The organism is Mycobacterium sp. NGS56 (assembly GCF_059812425.1).
In genome coordinates, this window is the sequence record NZ_JCALCQ010000006.1 from 129699 (window position 1) to 153797 (window position 24099).

The window sequence follows — 24099 nt, forward strand, 5'->3', positions numbered from 1 at the left end:
TTCAGACCGGGATTGCATCGGATCCGGGGCCTTACGACCTGCACGACCCACCACCGATCGCTAACCGGCAGCGCCATCTCGCGACGAGAAATCCAGGTCGAGCGAGCGCTTGAGTCGCTGGCCGTACATGCCGGCCGATTCGGTGGTCAGCATCTCGTTGTGCGTGCAGTCGACCTGGTAGACGGTGATGTCGCCGGTAGCGTAGGGCCGCCAACTCTGTAGAAGATGCGTTCCGCGATCGCTGTCGTCTCGCGCAGCGGAAAAGATGGTCATATCGCCCTCTAAGATGCCGGGTTCGTGAACCCGGTACATCGCGAGATTCGTGTTCAGATTTGCAAGAAGCAGATTCAAGAGATCTTTGTGCCGCGAGAGCTCGATCGCTTCGTGCCGGCGAATCAGTTCTTCGATTTGCTCAAAGGTCAGCGACTCATTCGGTTCGGGCGTGCTTACGCCGTAGAATTCCAGGATTTCTTTCACGATCTGAGTTTCGTCCAGCGCATAGTCCTGCAATGCCATGCGGCTGTCGATGACCGGCTGAGAGTCGAGAAGGAAAAGGCTTGTGGCGCGCCCGCGTTGCCGAAGCTCGATGGCGAGTTCGTGCGCGATCACACCGCCGTAGGACCAGCCGAGAAGATTACATGGTCCGTCGGGATGAACGTTTTCGATCCTGTCGGCGTAATTCCCTGCCATCTCTCGAATCGACCGGGGTTCCTGCTCATCGCCCTGCAGAATCTGTTGAATTCCAATTATCGGGCAGTCCAGGTGATTGCCGAGGACCTGATACGGCCAACTCACCCCACCCGCAGGATGGACGCAGAATAGCGGGGTCCCGCTTCCACCTTTCAGACGCTGAACGGGAACTATTTCTTGAGTAGGGGCGGTGTGCGTCTGCAGCCGATGGCTCAAAGTTCGCACTGTGGGCGCTTCGAACAGGGCGGGCACCGCGAGATCGGCGTCCAGGCTCGCGTTGATCGCGGCGATCACGCGCATCGCCGAGATGCTGTCGCCCCCGAGGTCGAAGAACGAGTCGTCGATCCCGACGCGGTCGATACCGAGGACCTCGGCGTAGATGCCGGCCAAGGTCTTTTCGGTCGGGGTGCTCGGGGCGCGATACCGGCCGGCGGTGTCGGGTGCCGGCAACCTGTGGACGTCGACTTTGCCGTTGGGCGTCAACGGCAGCGCCTCGAGCGCCAATAGCAAGGGGACCATGTAACCGGGGAGCCGTTCGGCCAGCGCGGCGCGCGCTTCGGCCGGATCGACGGTGCCGGTGATGTAGCCCACCAGACGCTTGCCGCCCGGGCGGTCCTCGCGGGCGACCACCACCGCCTGCGCCACTCCGTCAAGCGCGGACAACGCCGCCTGGATTTCCGTCAGTTCGATGCGGTATCCGCGGATCTTGACCTGCTCATCGGCACGACCCACGTAGTCCAGCTGCCCATCGGCGCGCCATCGCACCAGATCGCCGGTGCGGTACATACGTGTACCCGGTGCTCCGAATGGGCAGGCCACAAACCGCGAAGAGGTCAGGCCTGCCCTGCTCACGTAACCGCACGCCACCCCCCGGCCGGCCACATACAACTCACCGACGACCCCGGGCGGCACCGGGCGCAACCAGCCGTCCAGCACGAACAACGCCGCGCCCGACACCGGCGAGCCGATGGGCGGTGTTCCCGAGCCCGCCGCCAGCGGCGCACTCATCGCGGCGTACACCGTGGTCTCGGTCGGGCCGTAGGCATTGACCATCACCCGTCCCGGCGCCCACCGATCCACCAGCTCGGCCGGGCAGGCCTCACCACCGATCAACAACGCCGTCGACTGTAAGGCCTCGGGCGAAAGCACCCCGACCGCCGATGGTGTCTGGGTCAACACATTGACGTGCTCACCCAGCAGCAGGGCGTGGAAGTCCTCCGGCGAGGCCGTCACCTCTTCGGGCACTATCACCAACCGCTCTCCGTGCAGCAGAGCGCCCCAGATCTCCCATACCGAGAAGTCGAAGGCGTAGGAGTGGCATTGCGTCCACACCTGCCCCGGGGGCAGGCCGGCGCCGAGCGAGTCGAGCAGCTGGGCCACGTTCTGGTGGGTGATCGCCACGCCCTTGGGCGCGCCCGTCGTGCCAGAGGTGTAGATGATGTGCGCGATGTCATCGGGGGCCGGCTGTCTCGTCGGTGCGGTGCTGGGCTGGCTGTCGATAATCGGGTCGTCGGCATCGATGATCAGCAGGTCATGCCCGCGGAGCCGGTCGGCCATCGCCGCGGTGGTGACCGCGGCGATGGGCGCGGCGTCGGCGACCATGAACCCGATCCGCGCCGCCGGCACCGCCGGGTCAATCGGCAAATAGGCCGCCCCGGTCTTCAACACCGCCAAAATCGCCACGATGGCTCCGGCCGACCGCCCGAACAACACCGCGACGCACTCACCCGGACCAGCACCCCGGGCGGCCAGCAGCTGCGCCAAGCGATTGGCGGCCTCGTCCAGCTCGCCGTAAGTCCAGGTGCGCTCACCGCACACCAGCGCCACGGCCTGCGGCGAGCGCGCCACCTGCGCACCGAACAACGCCGGGACCGAGACCGGGTCGGGAGCGGGCTGGATCACCGCCGCCCCGTTACCGAGTTCGCGCATGCGGGCAGCGATGTCGCTACCCAGTAAATCGATAGCCGAGAGCCGCCGGTTGGGTTCGGCGGCCATCGCCCCCAGCACCCACTGCAACCGGTCGATCAGCGTTTCGATATCGGAGTGATCGAACACGCCGGTGTCGAATTCGACCCGAAGGCCCAGTCCGGCCCCGGGCAGGACTTGCACCGTCAGCGGGTAGTGGGTGGATTCGTGGCGGCCGATGTCGCCGATCGCCAGTTCCCCGTCGGCGGCCAATGCCGCGGCATCCACGGGGTAGTTCTCATAAGCGAACAGCGTGTCGAACAGCTGCTCGTGACCGGTGATGCGGTGGATCTCGCTGAGGGCGAGGTGCTGGTGCTCGAGCGTGAGGTTATTCGTGTTGCGCAGTTGCTCGAGCAGTTCGGTGGCGGTGGTGGTGGGCGTGAGGCGCGCCCGCACCGGCACGGTGTTGATCAACAGTCCCACCATCGACTCGGAGCCGACGAGGTCGGCCGGCCTACCCGACACCGTGGTACCGAACGCCACGTCGTGCTGGCCGGTCAGCCAGCACAGCAACTGGGCATAGGCGCCCTGCAGCACCGTATTGACTGTGGTCTGGCATGAACGGGCCAAATCACCGACAGCCTCCGTGATCTCGGCGGGGAGCCCGAACGATGCCACGCCTCGGGTGCCCAGCCCCAACCTGTGCCCCGAGCTGACCAGAGCGGGGGTGTCGAAGCCTTCCAACACCTCGCGCCATGCCGCGTGGGCGGCGTCCAGATCACGCTCGGCCAGCCAGGTCACGAACCGGCGATACGAGCCTGCCGCGCCCAATCGCTGTCCGTGGTAACCGGCGAAGATCTCCCCCATCAAGATCGGCAATGACCAGCCATCGACCACGATGTGGTGATTCGTCACGACAAATCGGTGCCGATCTGCGCTGACGCGCACCAGTGCCACCCTGAAGCCCGGGTCGCCGTTCAGCTCGCAGACCGCGGCGCGTTCGGCGACACACACTTGCTCGATCTGCCGATCGATCTCGGCATCGCCCGACGCGGTGAGGTAGATATAGCGCCAAGGTGGCCCTGGATTCGCCGGGATGATCTGCACCGGCTCATCGAATTGCGGGCAGAAGCGGGCCACGAGATGTGGGTGCCGCTTGACGACCGTGTGCACCGCGTCACGCAGTCGGTACGGGTCGAGGGCACCGGTCAGCTCGATATTCAGCTGCACGGCGTACAAGTCAGCGGCGCTAACCTGCGCGGTGCGGGCGTGAAAGAGCAGTCCCTGCTGCAACGGTGTCAACGGCAAAATGTCGGCGATCGCCTGCTGCTGCTGCAGCTGGTCGATCTGCTGCTGGTTCAGCCTGGCGGGAGCGATATCGGACGGCGTCAACCCGCCTCCGCCGCGGCGCACGTGCGCGCAGATACCGGCCAGGGCGTCAAACCACAAGCGGCTCAACCGGGCAACCTGCGCCTCATCCATTGCCGACGGCGCCCACGTCCAGTTGGCCTGCAGGCACGGCCCAGTCTGGGTATCGATGGTGCCGGCATTGAGGTCCACGGTGTGCATCAGTGGCATCGGCACAGCCGTGGCCGCGCCGGTAATCGACGCGCCGTCCGGGCTGATCCCCCAGCCCTCGCCCGATAGGTCGGCCGACCCGCCCAGGCGCCCGAAGTAATTGAACCCGATCGGGGGGTCGGCGCCTTCCAGATCGACCTGGGTGTTCAGGTAGCGCAGCAATCCGTAAGTGAGGCCATCGGGGAGGGCACGAAGCTGCTCCTTGGCGTCCTTGATCATCGCCCCGAGCTCCGCGTCGCCGGCGATCACGTGCGCCCAGGACAGCCCTCCGATGTTCAATGCAACGGGGTACTTGGTGGTGAACCAGCCAACCGTGCGCGACAGGTCCACACCGGAGGCCAGCTCCTCGTTACGCCCGTGGCCTTCGACGTCGATCGCGATCGGACTGCCGCCGGTGCCCAAGAACTCCGCCATCGCCAAGGCGAAGGAGATCAACAAGATCTCGTGTATGCCGGCATGGAACGCGGCGGGTACCTCACCGAGAAGCATCCGAGTCGTCTCGGCGTCGTCCAGCGACATCGACAATCGCCCGACTGTCTCGTACGTATCGACTGGCTGCACCGCAGGCAACGCCGCGGGGGTCGCCGCGATCCGTTGCCACATCTGTGCCGCAGCAACAACTTCCGGGCTGTGGGCGTGCTCATGGAGAAGTTCCGCCCATCGGGCGAATGAGGTCCCGGTCACCGGCAGCGCTATCGACTGGCCGCCACGATGTTGGGCCCAAGCAATGTTGAGGTCTTCCAACACAATTCGCCACGACACCCCGTCGACCGCCAGGTGGTGCACGATCAACACCAGCTGGCCCGTCGAGGCAGCCCACAACGCGCTAAGCATCACCCCAGCGGCAGGGTTCAACCGCGCCCGCGCCTCCAGGAGCGCGTCATCGGAGACGACATCGACCGACCGCAGACAAGAGCCGGCCTGCACCGAACCGGTCTCGGGCACTCGCATCGACCAGGCCCCGCTGCCATCGTCCTCGACACACAGCCGCAGCATGGCATGCCGATCCAGCAGGGCCTGCAACACCACCACCACGTCAGCCTCGGTCACCCCCGCGGGGGCCTGCACCACCACCGTCTGATTGAACTGATCGGTCGGCCCATCGACCTGCGCCAACCAGCGCATAATCGGCGTGGCCACCACCGGCCCGACACCCTCATCGATGCGACCATCACCGTCGGCCACCCCCGCGACCCGCGCCAACCGAGCCACCGTCTGCTCAACGAAAATATCGCGCGGCCTACACACCAACCCGGCCGCTCGAGCCCGCGCCACCACCTGCATCGACGAAATGCTGTCGCCACCAAGTTCGAAAAACGAGTCATCGACCCCGACGCGCTCCAACCCAAGAACCTCGGCATAGATGCCAGCGAAGATCTCCTCGACGGCATCACCGGGAGCGCGATAACGATCCCCATCGGCGTAATCCGGTGCCGGCAACCCGCGAGTGTCCAGCTTGCCGTTGACGGTCAACGGCAGCGCGTCGAGCACCACCACCGCGGTCGGGACCATATAGCCAGGCAGCCGCTCGGCCAACGCGGCGCGCGCTCTGGCCGGGTCGACTGTGCCGGTGACGTAGCCCACCAGGCGCTTGTCGCCGGGGCGGTCCTCGCGCGCGATCACCGCCGCCTGCTCCACGCCCTCCACACCCATTAGCGCCGTGTAGATTTCGCCGAGTTCAATGCGATACCCGCGGATCTTGACCTGCTCATCGGCACGGCCCAAATAATCCAACTGCCCATCAGCACGCCAACGCACCAGATCCCCGGTGCGATACATCCGCACGCCCGAATCCCCGAACGGACACGCCACAAACCGCGACCCCGTCAACCCCGCACGACGCAGATAGCCAACCGCAAGCCCATCACCAGCCACATACAACTCGCCCACCACCCCGGCAGGCACCCGACGCAACCACCCATCCAGGACGAACACCGCCGCCCCCGGCACCGGCGACCCAATCGGCGGCGCCCCCGGCGCCGCGGTCAACGGCGGACTGACCGAAACGCACATCGTTGTTTCGGTGGGCCCGTACGCATTGAGCATCACCCGCCCGGGTGCTGCCCACCGGTCCACCACCTCGGCCGGACATGCCTCACCGGCCACCACCAACGCCGTCGACTCCAACCCATCCGGCGACAACATCGCCACCGCCGACGGGGTCTGGGCGAGCACGCGGACCCGCTCAGTAACAAGCAAATCGTGGAGATCTTCCGGCGAGCCCGCCACCGACTCGGACACGATCACCACCCGGCCGCCACCGAGTAACGGAACCCAGATCTCCCACAACGAAAAATCGAAGGCATAGGAATGGCACTGCGCAAACGTCTGCACCGCCGGGGTGTAGGCATCCAGCGACGTCATCATCTGGGCCATGCTGCGCTGCGTGACCGCGACCCCCTTGGGTAAACCGGTTGTGCCAGAGGTGTAGATGAGGTACGCGATCTCCTCCGGGTCCGGCGCCGGCAACGCCGTGCTGGGTTGGGTTTCGATAGCGGGGTCGCGCACCTCGATGACCACGACGCCATGGCCCGCTAAGCGCCCAACCCGCTCGGCGGTGCTGACCGCGGCGATCGGCCCGGCATCGGCGAGCGTGAACTCGATCCGAGCCGCCGGCGCCCCCGGGTCGATCGGCAGATACGCCGCTCCCGTTTTAAGCACCGCCAGCATCGCCACGATCGCCTCGGCAGATCGGGAAAACATCAGCGCCACACACTGTCCCGGGGCCGCGCCGTAACCGGCCAACAAATGCGCCAACCGGTTCGACGCCTCGTCAAGCTCCCGGTAGGTCAGTGAGATGTGCTCGGAGACCAGCGCTTCCGCATCCGGGGTGCGGGTCACCTGCGCGGCAAATGCCACCGGCATCGACACCGGCGCAATACCCGGCTCGGCCAGCACCGCCCGGTTACCGATTTCGTCAAGCCGGCCACGCTCCGATTCATCGAGCAGATCGATCGACGACACCGGCCGGGTCGGATCGGCCGTGATCGCGCACAGCACCCGTTCCAATCGACGGACTAGCGCCTCGATGCTGTCAGCGTCGAAAACATCGGTGCGGAATTCCACCGCCCCGCCGATCCCCGCGGGCACGCCGTCCTCGCCGAAGCGCTCGGCCAACGAAAAAGTCAGGTCCATGCGGGCCGCCTGGGTGTCCACCGGCAACGGCGTGACCTGCAGATCACCCAAGACCAGACCGTCGGCTGCAGTCTCGTAACCGGGCAGGTTCTGCCACGCCAACACCACCTGAACCAGCGGATGATGACTCAGGTTTCGGGTCGGGTTGAGGCGCTCGACCAGCGCTTCGAAAGGCACGTGCTGGTTTTCGAACGCCTCCAGACTTCGTGCCCGAACCTGGGCCAGTAAGTCCGCGGCGGTCGGATCCCCGCCGAACTGCACTCGCAGTACCAAGGTGTTGATGAAGAAGCCAACCAAGTCATCGAGGGCGGGGTCGGTACGGCCGGCGGACGCGAACCCCACTGCCACGTCGGGGCTGCCGCTGAGTTTCGAGAGCAACACTGCAAGCGCGGCCTGAACAACCATGAAGCTGGTGGTGTTGTGCTCGCCGGCCACTTGACGCACCCGTTCCTGCAGCTCGGCTGGCCAGTCCACGAGCACGCTGGCGCCGCGCTGGTCGGCAACCAGGGGATACGGCCGATCGGTGGGCAGCTGCAGGCGCTCGGGCATCCCGGCCAGCGCATCCTCCCAATAGGCCAGCTGCGCGGCGACACGGCTGCCGCTGTCTTCGAGGTCGCCGAATTGCGCACGCTGCCACAGCGTGTAATCGACATACTGGGCCGCCAGCGGAGCCCACCCCGGAGCCCGCCCCGCACAACGGCTGGCGTAGGCCATACCCAGGTCACGCGTCAGTGGCGTCATCGACCAGCCGTCGGCGGCGATGTGGTGCGCCACGATCACCATCAGGTGCTCGTCCGCGGCGACCCGGAACAACCGCGCCCGGAAGGGGATGTCATTAGCCAAATCGAACGGCTGTAGCGCCGTCTCGCTGATGGCCTCTTGGAGCCGGCCGGCCGGCCAGCCGCTGGCGTCGACGACCTGCCATCCGAATTCGGCCCGCTCGGCCGCGACCACCAGTTGTTGCGGAATCCCCTCTGGCGCCGGGAATAGCGTGCGCAGGCTCTCGTGACGGTCGATGACATCGGCCAGCGCCGCACCCAATGCCTCGGGGTCTAATCGCCCGCAGAGCCGTAACGCTGCTGCCATGTTGTAGATGGGTGATGGGCCCTGTAACTGATCGAGGAACCACATCCGGTTCTGGGCAAACGACAGCGGAACGACCGTCGGACGTTCACCGGCGACCAGTGGCTCCAGTCCACCCCCTTCAGTACCGATACGGGCCGCCAACTGGGCCACTGTGGGCGCCTCGAACAAGACGCGTACTCCAAGCCCGGCATCAAGGCTGGCGTTGACTGCGGCGATGACTCGCATCGCTGACAGCGAGTCTCCACCCAGGTCGAAGAAGGAGTCATCGATGCTGACGTGCCCGCGTTCGAGGACTTGGGCGTAGATGCCGGCAAGGATCTCTTGGGTTGGGTTTTCCGGAGCGCGATATTCACTGGCGGTGTACTCCGGAGCCGGCAAGACTCGGGTGTCGAGCTTGCCGTTGGGTGTCAGCGGCAGCGCCTCCAATGCGATCACCGCCGCCGGCACCATGTAGGCAGGAAGCCGCTCGGCCAGCGCGTCGCGTGCCTGGACGGGCTCCGCGGTCCCGGTGACGTAACCCACCAATCGTTTGCTTCCGGGGCGGTCCTCGCGGGCGACGACGACCGCCTGCTGCACCCCGTCGAGCGCGGCCAGCGCGGCCTGAACTTCACCGACCTCGATGCGATACCCGCGGATCTTGACCTGCTCATCGGCACGCCCCAGATACCGCAGCTGCCCATCGGCACCCCAGCACACCAAATCGCCGGTGCGGTACATGCGCGTTCCCACGCCTCCGAACGGACACGCCACAAACCGCGAGGCCGTCAAACCCGAGCGGCCCACATACCCGGCGCCTACCCCGCCACCGGCCACAAACAGCTCCCCGGTTACCCCGGGCGGCACCGGACGCAACCACTTGTCCAGCACAAACAGCGCCGCTCCCGACACCGGCGAACCGATCGGAACGGGCCCCGACCGGGGCGTCAGCGGCGCACTGATCGCGACACACATCGTCGTCTCGGTCGGACCGTAGGCGTTCACCATCACCCGCCCTGACGCCCATCGATCCACCACGTCGGGCGGGCAAGCCTCACCGGCCATCACCAGTGCCACCGACTCCAAACCCTGCGGCGACAACACCGACACTGCGGACGGCGTCTCGGTCAACACACTGACGCCCTCGCCGACCAGCATGTCGTGCCACGCTTCGGGTGCGCGCGCCACCGACTCGGGCACCACCACCAGCCGCCCACCACGCAAGAGCGCGCCGAAGATCTCCCACACCGAAACGTCAAAGGCCAATGAGTGACTGTGTGCCCACACCCCGGCCGGCGGCAGGCCTGCGTCCAACGAGGCCAACAGCTCGGTCACACCGCGGTGGGTGACCGCGACGCCCTTGGGCACCCCGGTGGTGCCCGAGGTGTAAATCAGGTACGCAATATCGCCGGGGCCCGGCGCGGGTAGGCCGGTGCTGGGCTGTTCATCGGCAGCGGCATCGTCGAGGTTGATGATCGGTAGGTCATGACCGTTCAGTCTTGATCGCAAATCTGGTGTGGTGATGACGGCCACCGGCGCCGCATCGCGGAGCATGAATCCGATCCGCGTGGTCGGCAATACCGGGTCGATCGGCAGATAAGCCGCGCCGGTTTTGAGCACCGCCAGAATCGCCACGACCGCCTCGGCCGAACGCTCCACCAGCATCGCCACACATCCGCCGGCGCCGACACCCCGACCGACTAGCAGATGCGCCAGCCGATTAGCCGCCGCATCGAGGGCGCGGTAGCTCCACGTCGATCCACCGCAACTCATCGCTGCCGAGTCCGGGGCACGCATCGCCTGCGCCTCGAACAGCACCGGAATCGAGACCGCTGTGGTCACCGGCTGGGCCAACACCGCCCGGTTAGCTCGCTCATCAAGCCAAACGCGTTCGCGCTCGTCGAGCAGATCCACCGACGACAACCGCCGTGTCGGGTCCGCCGTCATCGCCATTACCACGCGCTCCAACCGCCCGACCAGCGCAACAATGCTTTCCGCATCGAAGACATCGGTCCGAAATTCGACCGTTCCGCCGATTCCGGCCGGCTCACCGCTCTCGGCCCAGCGTTCGGCCAGCGAAAACTCCAAATCCATCCGGGCGGTTTGGCTGTTCACCGGCAGCGGGGTTACGCGCAGATTGTCCAGGGTCAGCCCGGTGGCAGGGTCAGCGCTGAGGCCGGGCAGGTTCTGCCAGGCCAACATCACCTGGATCAGTGGATGGTGGGTCATGCTCCGGGTCGGGTTGAGCCGCTCCACCAGCACCTCGAAGGGCACGTCCTGATGCTCGTAGGCGGATAGGCTGCGCCGCCGGATCTGTGCCAGCAGCTCGGCGAAGCTGGGATCGCCGGCCACATCGACGCGCAGTACCAAGGTGTTGACGAAGAAACCAACCAGCTCGTCCAAGGCGGGATCGGGGCGACCGGCGATGGGGAAACCCACGGCCACATCGCTGCTGGCGCTGATCTTGGACAGCAGCACGGCCAGCGCGGCCTGCACGACCATGAACGTGGTCGCGTTGTGCTCGCGAGCGACACTCTCCAGCCGCTGCTGCAGCTCCGCCGGCCACTCCACCGCCACACTCGCGCCACGCTGGTCAGCCACCGGCGGGTAGGGCCGATCGGTGGGCAGATCCAGCCGCTCGGGCATGCCGGCCAGCGCATCCTGCCAGTAGGCCAGCTGCGCGGCGATGCGACTGTCGCCGTCGTCCAAAGCTCCAAGCTGCGCGCGTTGCCACAGCGTGTAGTCGGCATATTGCACCGTCAAGGGCGCCCATCCGGGTGCGCGCCCCGCGGTACGGCTGGCATAAGCCACACCCAGATCACGCACCAGCGGCGTGAGCGACCAGCCGTCGGCGGCGATGTGGTGCACGACGGCCACCAGCACGTGTTCGTCATCGGTGACCCTGAAAAGGCAAGCGCGCATTGGAATTTGGGCGCCCAGATCAAACCGGTGACGCGTCACGGCACCGATGGCGTCGACCAGGTGGCCTTCCGGCCATCCGCTGGCATCAACGACCTGCCAGCCGAAGTCCGCGCGCTCGACGGGCACGACGACCTGCCGCGGTACCCCGTCGACCGATGGGAACAGCGTGCGCAGACTTTCGTGACGACCCACCACGTCGGCCAGCGCCACGCCCAGCGCAGCGGTATCGAGCTCCCCGTCCAGGCGCAGCGCCGCCGCGATGTTGTACATCGGTGAGGGCCCCTGGAACTGGTCGAGGAACCACAGGCGGCTCTGGCCGAACGACAACGGGACCACCGCCGGCCGCTCCCCCGCGACCAACGACGCAACCCTGCCCGCATCTGCACCGATTCGCGGTGCCAGCTGCGCGATTGTGGGCGCCTCGAACAAGGAACGCACCGGAAGGCCGGCGTCCAGCGCGGCGTTGACCGCGGCGACGACCCGCATCGCCGACAGTGAGTCTCCACCCAGATCGAAGAAGGAGTCGTCGACCCCGACACGCTCGAACCCGAGGACCTGCGCGTAGATGCCGGCCAGAATCTCTTCGACCGCGCTACCGGGGGCGCGGTATCCGCCCGCGGCGTAGTCGGGTGCCGGCAGGGCGCGGGTGTCGAGTTTGCCGTTCGGGGTTATCGGCAGCGCCTCGAGCACCACCACCGCCGCCGGCACCATGTAGGCCGGCAACCGCTCGCCCAGCGCGCTGCGCGCCGCGGTCGGGTCGGCGTTGCCGGTCACGTAACCGACCAGGCGCTTATCACCGGGGCGATCCTCGCGGGCGATCACCGCCGCCTGTTCCACTCCGTCGAGCGCAGCGAGAGCTGAGCGCACTTCGCCGAGTTCGATGCGATACCCGCGGATCTTGACCTGTTCGTCGACGCGTCCGAAGTATCGCAGCTGTCCATCCGCGCCCCAGCACACCAGATCGCCCGTGCGGTACATGCGTGTTCCCACGCCTCCGAACGGGCATGCCACAAAGCGCGTCGCGGTCAAGTCGGGCCGGCGCCAATATCCAAATCCGACGCCCCGGCCCGCTAAATACAGCTCGCCGACAACTCCGGCAGCGACCGGTCGCAACCATGCATCCAGCACAAAAAATGCCGCACCCGCCACCGGCGAGCCAATCGAAGGGGCGCCCGACCCCGCCTGCAGCGGCGTGCTCTTGGACAACCACATCGTCGTCTCGGTGGGGCCGTAGACATTGACCATGACCCGCCCGGGCGCCCACCGATCCACCAACTCCGGCGGACACGGCTCGGCACCGATGACCAATGTCGTCGACGGCAAACCCTCCGGCGACAGCATCGCCACCGCCGACGGAGTCTGGGTGAGGACGCTGACCTGCTCACCCACGAGGAGTGCGTGGAACTCTTCGGCGGAACGCGCGACGACGTCGGGAACCACCACCAGGCGTCCACCGTTGAGGAGGGCACCCCAGATCTCCCAGACCGAGAAGTCGAAGGCATAGGAGTGGAACTGTGTCCACACCTGTCCCGGTGCACCCAGGTCCACACCGATATCGAGTCCGTCGAACAATTGGGCAACGTTGTGCTGGGCGACGGCCACCCCTTTGGGCACCCCGGTCGTGCCGGAGGTGTAGATGATGTGGGCGGTCTCGTCGGGGTGAGGTGGCGGAGGCGCGGTGCTGGGTTGAGCGTCGACGGCGGGGTCCGCGACATCGATGACCGTGAGGCCGAACCCGTCCAGCCGCTCGGCCAAACCACCGGTGGTGAGGGCGGCAACCGGCGCGGCGTCGCCCACCATGAACTCGATCCGCGCCGGGGGCAGCGCCGGGTCAATGGGAAGATATGCGGCCCCGGTTTTGAGCACCGCCAATATCGCGACGATCGCCTCGGCGGACCGAGGGAAGAGCATGACCACCGACTGTGCCGGACCGACGCCGTGGCCAATCAGTAGATGTGCCAACCGGTTTGCGGCGTCGTCTAGCTGCCGGTAAGTCCATGAATGCTCACCGCACACCAAGGCCACCGCGTCCGGCGTCCGCCCTACCTGGGCGACGAACAACGCCGGAATCGACGCTTTGCGCCCCGGCCGGCTCAGCACCGCACGGTTACCCCAACGATCGAACCGGGCGTGCTCGGCCTCGGTGACCACGTCCACCGATGACAGCGGCCGACCCGGATCCGCGGTCATCGCGGCCAACACCATCCGGAATCGTTCGATGAGCGCCTCGATGCTGGCCGCGTCGAACACGTCGGTGCGGAATTCCACTACCCCGCCGATCCCGGCCGGGGCACCGCCGTCGCCCCAGCGTTCGGCCAACGTGAACGTGAGGTCCATGCGGGCGGTCTGGGTGTCCACCGACAGTGGCTTGGCTTCCAAATCACCCAGGGTCAACCCGGCGGCATTGCTGTCCTGCCAGTCGAAGTTCTGCCAGCCCAACAGCACCTGCACCAAGGGGTGATGGGTCATACTGCGGGTCGGGTTGAGCCGCTCGACAAGCAGCTCGAAGGGCACGTCCTGGTGCTCGTAGGCGGCCAGACTGCGCCGCCGTACCTGCGCCAGCAGCTCGGCCACGGTGGGGTTTCCGGCCAGATCGACGCGCAGCACCAAAGTGTTGACGAAGAAGCCGACCAGCTCGTCGAGCGCGGGATCGCGGCGCCCGGCGATCGGGAAGCCCACCGTCACATCGCTGCTGCCGCTGATCTTGGACAGCAGCGCGGCAAAAGCGGCCTGGACCACCATGAAGGTGGTGGCGCTGTGTTCGCGGGCCATCCGATGAACCTGTTGCTGCAATTCGGCCGGCCAGTCCACGCTCACCTGGGCACCCCGCTGATCGGCGACCATCGGGTAGGGCCGATCGGTGGGCAGCTCGAGGCGCTCCGGCATCCCCGCCAGCGCGTCCTGCCAGTAGGCCAACTGCGCGGCGATGGGGCTACCGCTGTCATCGAGATCGCCCAGCTGATGACGGTGCCACAGCGTGTAATCGGCATACTGCACCGCCAACGGCTGCCAACCAGGCGGCTGCCCCGCGCACCGGCTGGCATAAGCCATACCCAGATCACGCACCAGCGGGGTGATCGACCAGCCGTCGGCGGCGATGTGATGCACCGCGGCCGCCAGCACGTGTTCGGAGTTGCTGATACGGAACAGCCGCGCTTGCAACGGGATCTCGTTCGCCAGGTCGAACGGGTGCCGGGCAACGGCCTGCATCGCCTCATTCAGCCGGCCTTCCGGCCACCCATCCGCGTCGACGACCTGCCACCCGAAGTCCGCTTGCTCGGCAGGAAGCACCAGCTGCTGGGGTGTGCCCTCGGACGCCGCGAACACCGTGCGCAGGCTTTCATGTCGGGCCACCACATCGCCCAGCGCCGCGCCCAGCGCGTCGGCATCCAGCCAGCCGGTCAGCCGCAAGGCCATCGTCATGTTGTAGACCGGCGAGGGCCCCTGGAACTGGCCGATGAACCACAGCCGGTTCTGGGCGTACGACAACGGCACTACCGCAGGTCGCTCGCCGGCCACCAGCGGCTCCAAGCGACTCGCATCCCCACCGATATGCGGCGCCAGTTGACCGATGGTGGGCGCCTCGAACAGGGTGCGCACCGAAAGATCGGCGCCCAGGCTGGTGTTGATCGCGGCGATCAAGCGCATCGCCGACAGCGAATCGCCGCCCAGGTCGAAGAAGGACTCTCCGACACCCACCCGCTCGAGCCCGAGCACTTGGGCGTAAATGCCGGCCAGAATCTGCTCGACCATCCCGCTCGGCGCGTCGTAGAGGTCGGCGTCCTGATACTCGGGCGCCGGAAGGGCCCTGCGGTCGAGCTTCCCCGAGGAGGTCAGCGGGAATTCCTCGAGCACCACGATGTGCGTGGGCACCATGTATTCGGGCAACCACGCGCTCAACCGCTGACGGACCGCGCTGATCTTGGTGTTGGCGTGGGGTTCGTTGTGGGTGCCGCGTTGACCGGCTCGAGGGCCGGGCAGATAGAGGTCTGTCAGCGCTGGGCGGCCCTCACCGTCGACGGGAACGATGAAAACGGCATCCAGTGTTCCGGGTTGGGCGCCCCACGTGACGGCCGCGTGGTATCCGATGTCTTCGCCGAGCCGATGCAGATCTTCGGCGGTGGCTGCGTCGGGCTCGGCTTGGGCGAGAGCATCGGCCAACGGCAGCCCGGCGGCAAGGCCGCGCTCGATGCGGACGTCGCTGATCACTCCGGTGCGGGGGATTTCGGTGATGCGCACCGCGGCGGGATGTTCGGCGAGCAATCGTGTCCGCAGCCCCTCGAGGCCGCCGCATTCCGTCCAGGCCCAGCCGGGTGCGGCGCCCAGCGAGCGCACCGATGCGGGGCCTCTGTGGATGACGACGTCGTAGCGATACCGGTTGAGTTCGTTGTCGGCCAGGCCACGTTTGACTCGGATCTCAAGGCCGCCCACTGACTCGCGATCGGCGGCCAAGGTGGTGAAATACTCTGGTGCCAAGAGCAATTCGGGCTCGCCGAGCACGGCATGCTTGACGCGCCGGCGAATATCGGCCGCGTCCGTGGCATCGGCACGCGCCAACGCGACCGCGGTTTGGAACGCGCCCTGCAGGCTGTGGTTGCGAACATCGCCGACGAACAATGCACCACCAGGTGCCAGTAGTTCGATGGCGTTGTCGATGACCTCGGTCAGATATCCCGCATTGGGGAAGTACTGCACGACCGAGTTGACGATGATGGTGTCGAAGTGCCGCGGCGGCAGCGTGTCGGTAACGTGTGCGGGCTGCGTCAGCAGGTGCACCCGGTCCCGCCACGGGATCTGCAACTGCTCTAACGAACGACCCAGATTGTCGATGACCACCGGCGACATATCGGTGGCAACGTACTTTTCGCAATGCGGGGCGATCTGTGACAGCAACAGCCCGGAGCCCACGCCGATCTCCAGCACCCGCTGCGGCCGCAGGGCCATGACCCGGTCCACCGTGGCAGAGCGCCACTCGATCATCTCGTCAAGCGGAATCGGTTCGCCGGTGAGGCTGCTGTTCCAGCCCCGGAAGTCCATGCCGAAATCCGGCACCTCCACCTGGGCGCCGTAGAGCTCGTCGTACAGCTGTTGCCACTCTTCGACGATTTCGACGTCGCCGTCGGAGGTGGTGCTGTGCTTGAGCGTGATGTAGGCGACGAGGTGATCGCCGATCTCGCTGTGGTGCACGGTGGCGGCGGCCTGGGCCACCTGCGGACACGCGAGCAGAGTGTTCTCGATTTCACCCAATTCGATGCGCTGTCCGCGCAATTTGATCTGGGCGTCGGCACGGCCGAGGTATTCCAGGGTGCCGGCCGAAGTCCACCGCACCAGGTCGCCGGTGCGGTACAACCGCGACCCGGGTTCGCCGTAAGGATTGGCCACGAACCGTTCCGCGGTCAACTCCGTCCGGCCCACATAGCCGTGCGCCAGCGCCGGCCCGCTGAGGTAGAGCTCGCCCAGCACACCGACGGGGGTCGGATTCAGGAAGGCATTGAGCACCAACGCCCGGACCCCCGGGATCGGCGCCCCGATGGTGACCGGCTGCCCCGCCGACAAACGTGCACAGGTGACCCAGATGGTGGTCTCGCTCGGACCGTAGCCGTTGAACATCTGACGACCCGGCGCCCACGCGGAGACGACTTCCGCCGGGCAAGCCTCTCCCACAGCGACGATTGTGGCCAACCCGGCCAGGCGGTCCCGATCCAGCGACCACAACACCGTCGGAGTCAGAATCGCCGCGCTGACGCGCTGCTCGTGCAGCAATGTGGTCAGCGCATCGCCGGCATACACCTGCGGCGGCGCCAGCACCAGCGTCGCCCGCGATTCGACGGCCAACAACAACTCGCCCACCGACGCATCAAAGGTCGGGGTGGCGACCATCAGCACCCGCGCGTTTTCGTCTAGGTCGAACAGGTTGCGTTGCGCCGCAGCCCAACCCAACAGACCGGCGTGGCTGACCGCCACCCCCTTAGGGGCGCCGGTGGACCCGGAGGTGAAGATCACGAAGGCGGTGTCATCTGTCCCGAGCGCCGCCAGCCGATCAGCGTCGGTGATCGGATCCGCGCCACGGGCGGACAGGTCAAGAGTGTCGATGCGCAGCACCGGGCGCGTCCCAGACCCGGCTACGGTGTCGCCGCCACAGGTCAACACACACACCGCGGACACCGTGTCCAACAGCGTGGTGATCCGCTCGACCGGGTGGGTCCGATCGACCGGCACATACACGCCGCCGGCCTTCGCCACCGCCCACCAGGCCACTACCAATTCCAGGCACCGGCCCATGGCCACGCCCACTGCGAGCTCGGGACCCACCCCGGACTCGATCAACACCCGCGCCAGCCGCGTCGACCACTGGTCCAGCTCGCGATACGACATGGCCCGGTCGCCGTCGACGGCCGCCAAAGCATCCGGGTCGGCGCTCACCGCCGAGGCCAACAACTCGGGGGCCACACCGATCGGTGCCGCCACCTGAGCACCAGACCAGCGCGACACGACCAGTTCATGCTCACTGCGATCGAGCAGATCCACCGTCGAGAGCGGCCGCAAAGGGTCGGCGGTCATCGCTACCAGTACCCGCTGCAACCGCTCGATGAGGGTCTCGATCCGGCCCGCGTCGAAGACGTCGGTGTCGTACTCGACGCGCAGGTCTATCTCACGGCCCGGCAGGGCCTCCATCGTCAAGGGGTAGTGGTTGTATTCGAGGTTGGTGAACTCGGTGATGGCGACCGCGTCCGCGTCGTCAGCGTCCGACGGCACGATGGTGTCGATCGGATAGTTCTCGTACACGAAGAGCGTGTCGAAGAGTTGTTCGTGGCCCGTGACACGGTGAATGTCGATCAGCGCCAGATGCTGGTGCTCGAGCAGATCGTTGTGGGTTTCTTGCAGCTGGGCCAGCAGGTCCGCGGTCGTGGTCGTCGCGGTGATCCTCACCCGCACCGGCACGGTATTGATCAACAGCCCTACCATCGACTCCGCCCCGGGCACTTCGGACTGGCCCGCGCGCGACCGCGGGGTGCCGAAGGCGACATCGTGTTGACCGGTCAGTGAGGTGAGGAGCAGCGCCCACGCGCCCTGCAGCGCGGTGCTGACGGTGGCGTGGCAGGAGCGGGCCAGCTCGCTGAGGGCCTGCGTCGTTCGCTCGGGCACGCTAGCCGACGCAAAGCCGCGCCGCCCTTGCCCCAACCGACCTTGAGGGGCGACCAGCGTGGGGGCGTCGAAGCCTGCCAACGCCTCGCGCCATGCCGTGCGGGCGGCGTCAAGGTCTCGTCCGGCCAGCCAGGTGAGAAATGTGCGATAGGAGACGGTCGCGGGCAGCGGCTCCTGGTAATAGCTGGCAAAGATCTCCCGCAGCAAGATTGGTAGCGACCAGCCATCGACCAGAATGTGGTGGAAAGTCAGCACAAATCGGTGCCGGCGCTGCGCGGTGCGAATCAGGGCTGCCCGAAAGGCAGGCCCGCCGGCGAGGTCGCAGACCGCGTCGCGCTCGGTGGCGGATATGTCTTGGATCAAGTCATCCGCGTCGACGTCGTTGCCGTCGGCGTGGAGATCTACAAACCGCCACCGGACCCCTGGATCGGCCGGGATGATTTGCACCGGCTCGTCGAACTGTGTGCAGAACCGCGCCACCAAGTGTGGATGCCGGTTGACCACCACATGCACCGCATCGCGTAACCGGTCGGGCTCCAGGGTGCCGCTGACGGTGAAATCAAGTTGCAGCGCATACATTTCGTCGTCGCTGCCTCGGGCCGTGCTGGCGTGAAAGAGCAGTCCCTGTTGCAGGGGGGTCAGCGGCAGCACGTCGGCGACCCGCTCTTGCCGGCATAGCTCGTCGATCTGCTGCTGGCTGAGGCGGGCAGGCGCGATGTCGGACGGCGTCAGCCCGCCCCCACCGGCGCGCACATGCGCGCAGATTCCGGCCAGAGCTTCAAACCACAACTGGCCCAACCGGTTAACCGCCGTACGATCAAGTGCCGAGGGCGCCCACGTCCAATCGGCGTGCAGATACGGGCCGCTGTCGGCGTCGACGGTGCCGGCGTTGAGCTCCACGGTGTGCGCGAGCGGCATGGGCGTCGCCCCGGCCGCGCCGGTGAGCGACCAGCCTTCCTGACCGAACCGCCAACCGTCACCAGACCGGTCGCCCGCCGGGGCGCCAAAACGACCCAGATAGTTGAAGCCGATCGCCGGATCCGAGCCGCCCAGCTCGACATCGGGATTCAGGTACCGGAGCAGGCCGTAGGTCAGCCCGTGCGGCAGGGCACGCAACTGCTCCTTGGCGTCCTTGAGCACCGCGCCCAACGCCTCCTCGCCGGCAATCACCTGATTCCAGCGCAAGTTGCCGACCCCTAACGACACCGGGTATTTGGTGGTGAACCACCCCACGGTGCGCGACAAGTCGACGTTTGGGGCGAGCTCCTCGTGACGCCCATGGCCCTCGACGTCGATGCCGATCGGCGCGCCGCCGGTGCCCAAAAATTCCGCCGTCGCCAGCCCGAAGGCAATCAACAGAATCTCGTGCACCCCGGCATGAAACGCCGCGGGCACCTCGCCAAGCAGCATCCGGGTCGTCTCGGCATCCAGGTCCAGCGATATGCGCTCAGCCGTGGCATAGGTATCCAGTCCCGGCTGCACCGCCGGGAGGGCGGCCGGGATCCCCGCCGCCTGTCGCCAGCCTTCGGCTAGACCGGCGATCTCGGGGCTTTGCGCTTTCTGGTCCAGCAGCGATGCCCAACTGACAAAGGACGTCCCGGTCACCGGCAGGTCTACGGGCTGACCGGCGCGATGCTGGGCCCACGCGATGTTGAGATCCTCGAGCAGGATTCGCCACGAAACCCCGTCGACGGCCAAATGGTGGACCATCACCACCAACTGGCCAGTAGTGCCGACCCATAGCGCACTCAGCATCACTCCGGCAGCCGGATTCAACTGCGACCGCGCCGATATCAGCACCTCATCGGATAGCTCGTGCACCGAGCGCAGACACGCGCCGGCATCCACCGACCCCACTTCGGGCACGTGCAACGACCAGCCCCGGGCACCGTCGTCGTCTACCCGGAGGCGCAACATTGGATGCCGATCCAGTAAGGCCTGCAACAGCACCACCACGTCCGCCTCGGTCACCCCGGCGGGCGCCAGCACCACGACCGTCTGGTTGAACTGTTCCACCGGGCCCTCGACGCCCTGCAGCCAGCGCATGATCGGGGTGGCGACCAGCGGCCCGATGCCCTCGTCGATCGGGCCAGTCTTGCCGTCGGACATTCCGGCCACCAGGGCGAGCCGGGCCACGGTCTGTTCGACGAATATGTCGCGCGGGCGGCATATCAGGCCGGCGGCACGGGCGCGGGCCACCACCTGCATCGACAGAATGCTGTCGCCGCCAAGCTCGAAGAACGAGTCGTCGACCCCAACGCGCTCCAGCCCCAGTACCTCGGCGTAGATATCGGCCAGGATCTTCTCGACGGCGTTGGTGGGTGGGCGGTAATGATCGACATCCTGGTACTTCGGTGCCGGCAGGGCGCGGGCGTCGAGCTTGCCGTTGGGTGTCAACGGCAACGCATCCAGGGCCACCACCGCCGCCGGGACCATATGTCCGGGAAGCCGCTCGGTTAGCGCGGCGCGGATCTCGCTCGGGTCGACCGAGCCGATGACATAACCCACCAAGCGTTTGTCGCCGGGACGGTCCTCGCGCGCGACCACCACCGCCTGCGCCACCCCGTCCATCGCGGCCAGCGCCGCCTGAACTTCAGCCAATTCGATGCGGTATCCGCGGATCTTGACTTGCTCATCTGCGCGCCCCACATAGCGCAGCTGGCCATCAGGACCCCAAGACACCAGATCGCCGGTGCGATACATCCGCGTTCCCGGCTTGCCGAACGGACAGGCCACAAACCGCGACCCGGTCAACCCAGCCCGCCGCACATACCCGTACGCCACGCCTCGACCGGCCACATACAACTCACCGACCACCCCGGGCGGTACCGGGCGCAACCAGCCGTCCAGCACGAAACACGCCGCACCCGAAACCGCCGAGCCGATGGGCGGTGTTCCCGAGCCCGCCGCCAGCGGCGCGCTCATCGCCGCATACACCGTGGTCTCTGTCGGACCGTAGGCATTGACCATCACCCGCCCCGGCGCCCACCGATCCACCACCTCGGCCGGGCAGGGCTCACCACCGACGAGCAACGCCGTCGACTCCAAGCCTTCAGGTGCGAGCATCCCTACCGCTGACGGCGTCTGCGTCAACACACTGACGTGTTCACTTACCAGCAGGGCATGAAAGTCCTGCGGGGAGCCCGCCACCTCTTCGGGCACCACCACCAGCCGCCCGCCATGCAGCAGAGCCCCCCAAATCTCCCAGACCGAGAAGTCAAACGCGTACGAATGACACTGTGTCCACACCTGTTTCGGCGGCAAGCCCGCGCTTAGCGAGTCGAGCAGTTGAGCGACGTTGCTCTGGGTGTTGGCCACGCCTTTGGGCACCCCGGTCGTACCCGAGGTGTAAATGATGTGCGCGACGTCATCGGGCGCCGGCGCCGGTAAGCCCGTAGACGGATGATCGGAAATGTTGCGGTCGTTGATGTCGATGATCGTCAGGCCTTGCCCGTCCAGCCGCTCGGCCAGCCCGGCGGTCGTCACCGCAGCAACCGGTCCCGCGTCGCCAAGCATGAACTCCAACCGCGCCGCCGGCACCGCCGGATCAATCGGCAAATACGCCGCCCCGGTCTTCAACACCGCCAAGATCGCCACGATCGCCTCAGTCGACCGCGGCAACAACAACGCCGCGCACCGACCCGGGCCCACCCCATGGCCCGCCAATAGATGCGCCACCCGGTTGGCGGCCTCATCCAACTCCCGATAAGTCCAGGAGCGGTCACCACACACCAACGCCACCGCCTCCGGCGCACGCGCCACCTGCACGCCGAATAACTCCGGAACCGAGACCATCGCCGAAGCCGGCTCGGCCAACACCGCACCGTTGCCCCACCGATTCAGGCAAGGCTCCCCAGTGACAGCTGACACATCCATCGACACCAGTCGCCGCGTGGGCAACTCAGCCATCGCGGCCAGGATCCGTTGCAACCGGTTTGCTAAATCCGCGGCATCAAAATCGGCGAATGGGCGTCCTGCGCCCAGCGTGCTCAGCAAGTGCTGATCACCGAATCCGAGAAAGAAAAAACCGAAATTACCTACCGGCCCAAAGGTGGTGTATTCCGCTGTTCCAGGAGTATCGGCGAGGCTCAGGTTAAGCCTGCCCAGGATGTGGTTGATGACCACGCGATTCGCCGCTTGCCGCGGATCACGAGAGTTACCCTCGCCGTCCAGTACCTGTACCGGAAAACGCTGGTGTTGCACCGCTTCTCGTATACGGGAATCAACATGCTTACAGAAATCGGCAACCGAAGATTGCGGGGAGGTCTTCAGGACGAGAGGTACGACCCCAGCCACCATTCCCGGAAGCAGCTTTGACTCCGGGCGCACGCGCCGGCTGACTGGGAAGTCGAGCACCACCTCTTGGCAACCGTTGGCGACGAACCCGTGCACCAGCAGGGCACACGCCGCGGTCAGGACCGACGATCGACGGATTCCCAACGCTTTGGACAACCCCTTGATTTGCCCCGCCACAGCCGGATCCAGGTGCACAGGCGCAGACGGCAAATACGAACTTCGTTGAGAAGCCGCTTCGGGCAACCGGTAATCGGGGCCGCCGCCCGAAGGGAGATTCGCCGCCCAATAAGCTTGATCATTTAGGTAATCGGTGGACTCTTCGTATTCCAGCTCGTGGCCGATCATGTCCTGCAGGGTTCCGAAAAAGCCCGGAGACACCGTTCCGCCAGACGCCAGTGCGGAATACACAGCGGCAATGCGGCGGCCTAATAGTGAAATGCCCAAACCGTCGATGACTATGTGGTGGAAGCAGCCAAACCAGTAGTATTCGTCGGCTCCGGTCTGAAATAACGCGAATTTGAACAGCGGGCCGGTGAGCGGCAGCGGTGTTTGTTGGATCGCCGATGCCTTCTCGCGCGCTTCACGCACGGGATCACGCGAGCCACTCAGGTCATAACAGGCCAGCTCCACTTCCGGATAGTCGATCGCCCGTTGGAAGACTTCGCCATCCCTTTGAAAAAAAGTCGCCCTGAGCGTTTCGGCTTCGCCGACCACTTGGCGAATCGACCGCTCCAGAATCACGCGATCTAGTGCGCCCTCGATTCGCACCAGCACGCCCAGCTGCCACTCCGCATCGAAGTGACTGGTTTGCTGCGCGAGCCATATGGCTAACTGACCCCGCGTCAGCGGAAGGACACGGTCGGCAACTCCCATGAAACACTCCAAGGGTTAGGTGCTGCGCACGTGTCAAATATCCGGCGCCGCTTGAATTTTCGCGTAACCGCTTACCGTTACTACTACCACACCAGCAACACCAAGCGAAATCTTTTGGCGTTCGCTCTGCAGCTGTATGCAGGGCCGATTGCAGCGCCCTGCGGGCGTGTGAGAGATTCCATAGTCCGACCCCGCGCGTAAAGACACCCGTTGCGCCGAGACAATGTCACCACGGCGACGCGGGAAAAACATTTTTGACATGTCAAATCCCCGACCTTGCTTGACTTCTCGTGCGACTCGCACAAGTTGTTGCCTCGCGCCGCCCGACGCAGCGAGTACACACCCGTCGCCTTGCGGCCAAAGCCAGCGATTGCGGCGCCGGCCTGGTGCAGGCGAGTTATCTCCAACGTACACGCCCTTCGCTACGGGCCAGCGTCAGCAAACCGCAATTGCGCACGGGTGCAACCGAATTAACGCTTGCGTAATGAACTT

At 66.2% G+C, this 24099-nt stretch carries 1 protein-coding gene; it reads right to left on the reverse strand.

From position 1 onward, the window contains the following. Positions 1 to 60: 60 nt before the first annotated feature. Positions 61 to 23607 (reverse strand): non-ribosomal peptide synthase/polyketide synthase, encoded by a 23547-nt coding sequence (locus tag AC5Y4F_RS16765; RefSeq protein WP_499997655.1) that lies wholly within the window; start codon positions 23605 to 23607, stop codon positions 61 to 63. Between the last annotated feature and the right edge of the window lie 492 nt (positions 23608 to 24099).

Coding starts and splice junctions, on each gene's coding strand:
- AC5Y4F_RS16765 (WP_499997655.1), bottom strand. CDS start 23,607: ATGGGAGTTGCCGACCGTGTCCTTCCGCTGACGCGGGGTCAGTTAGCC.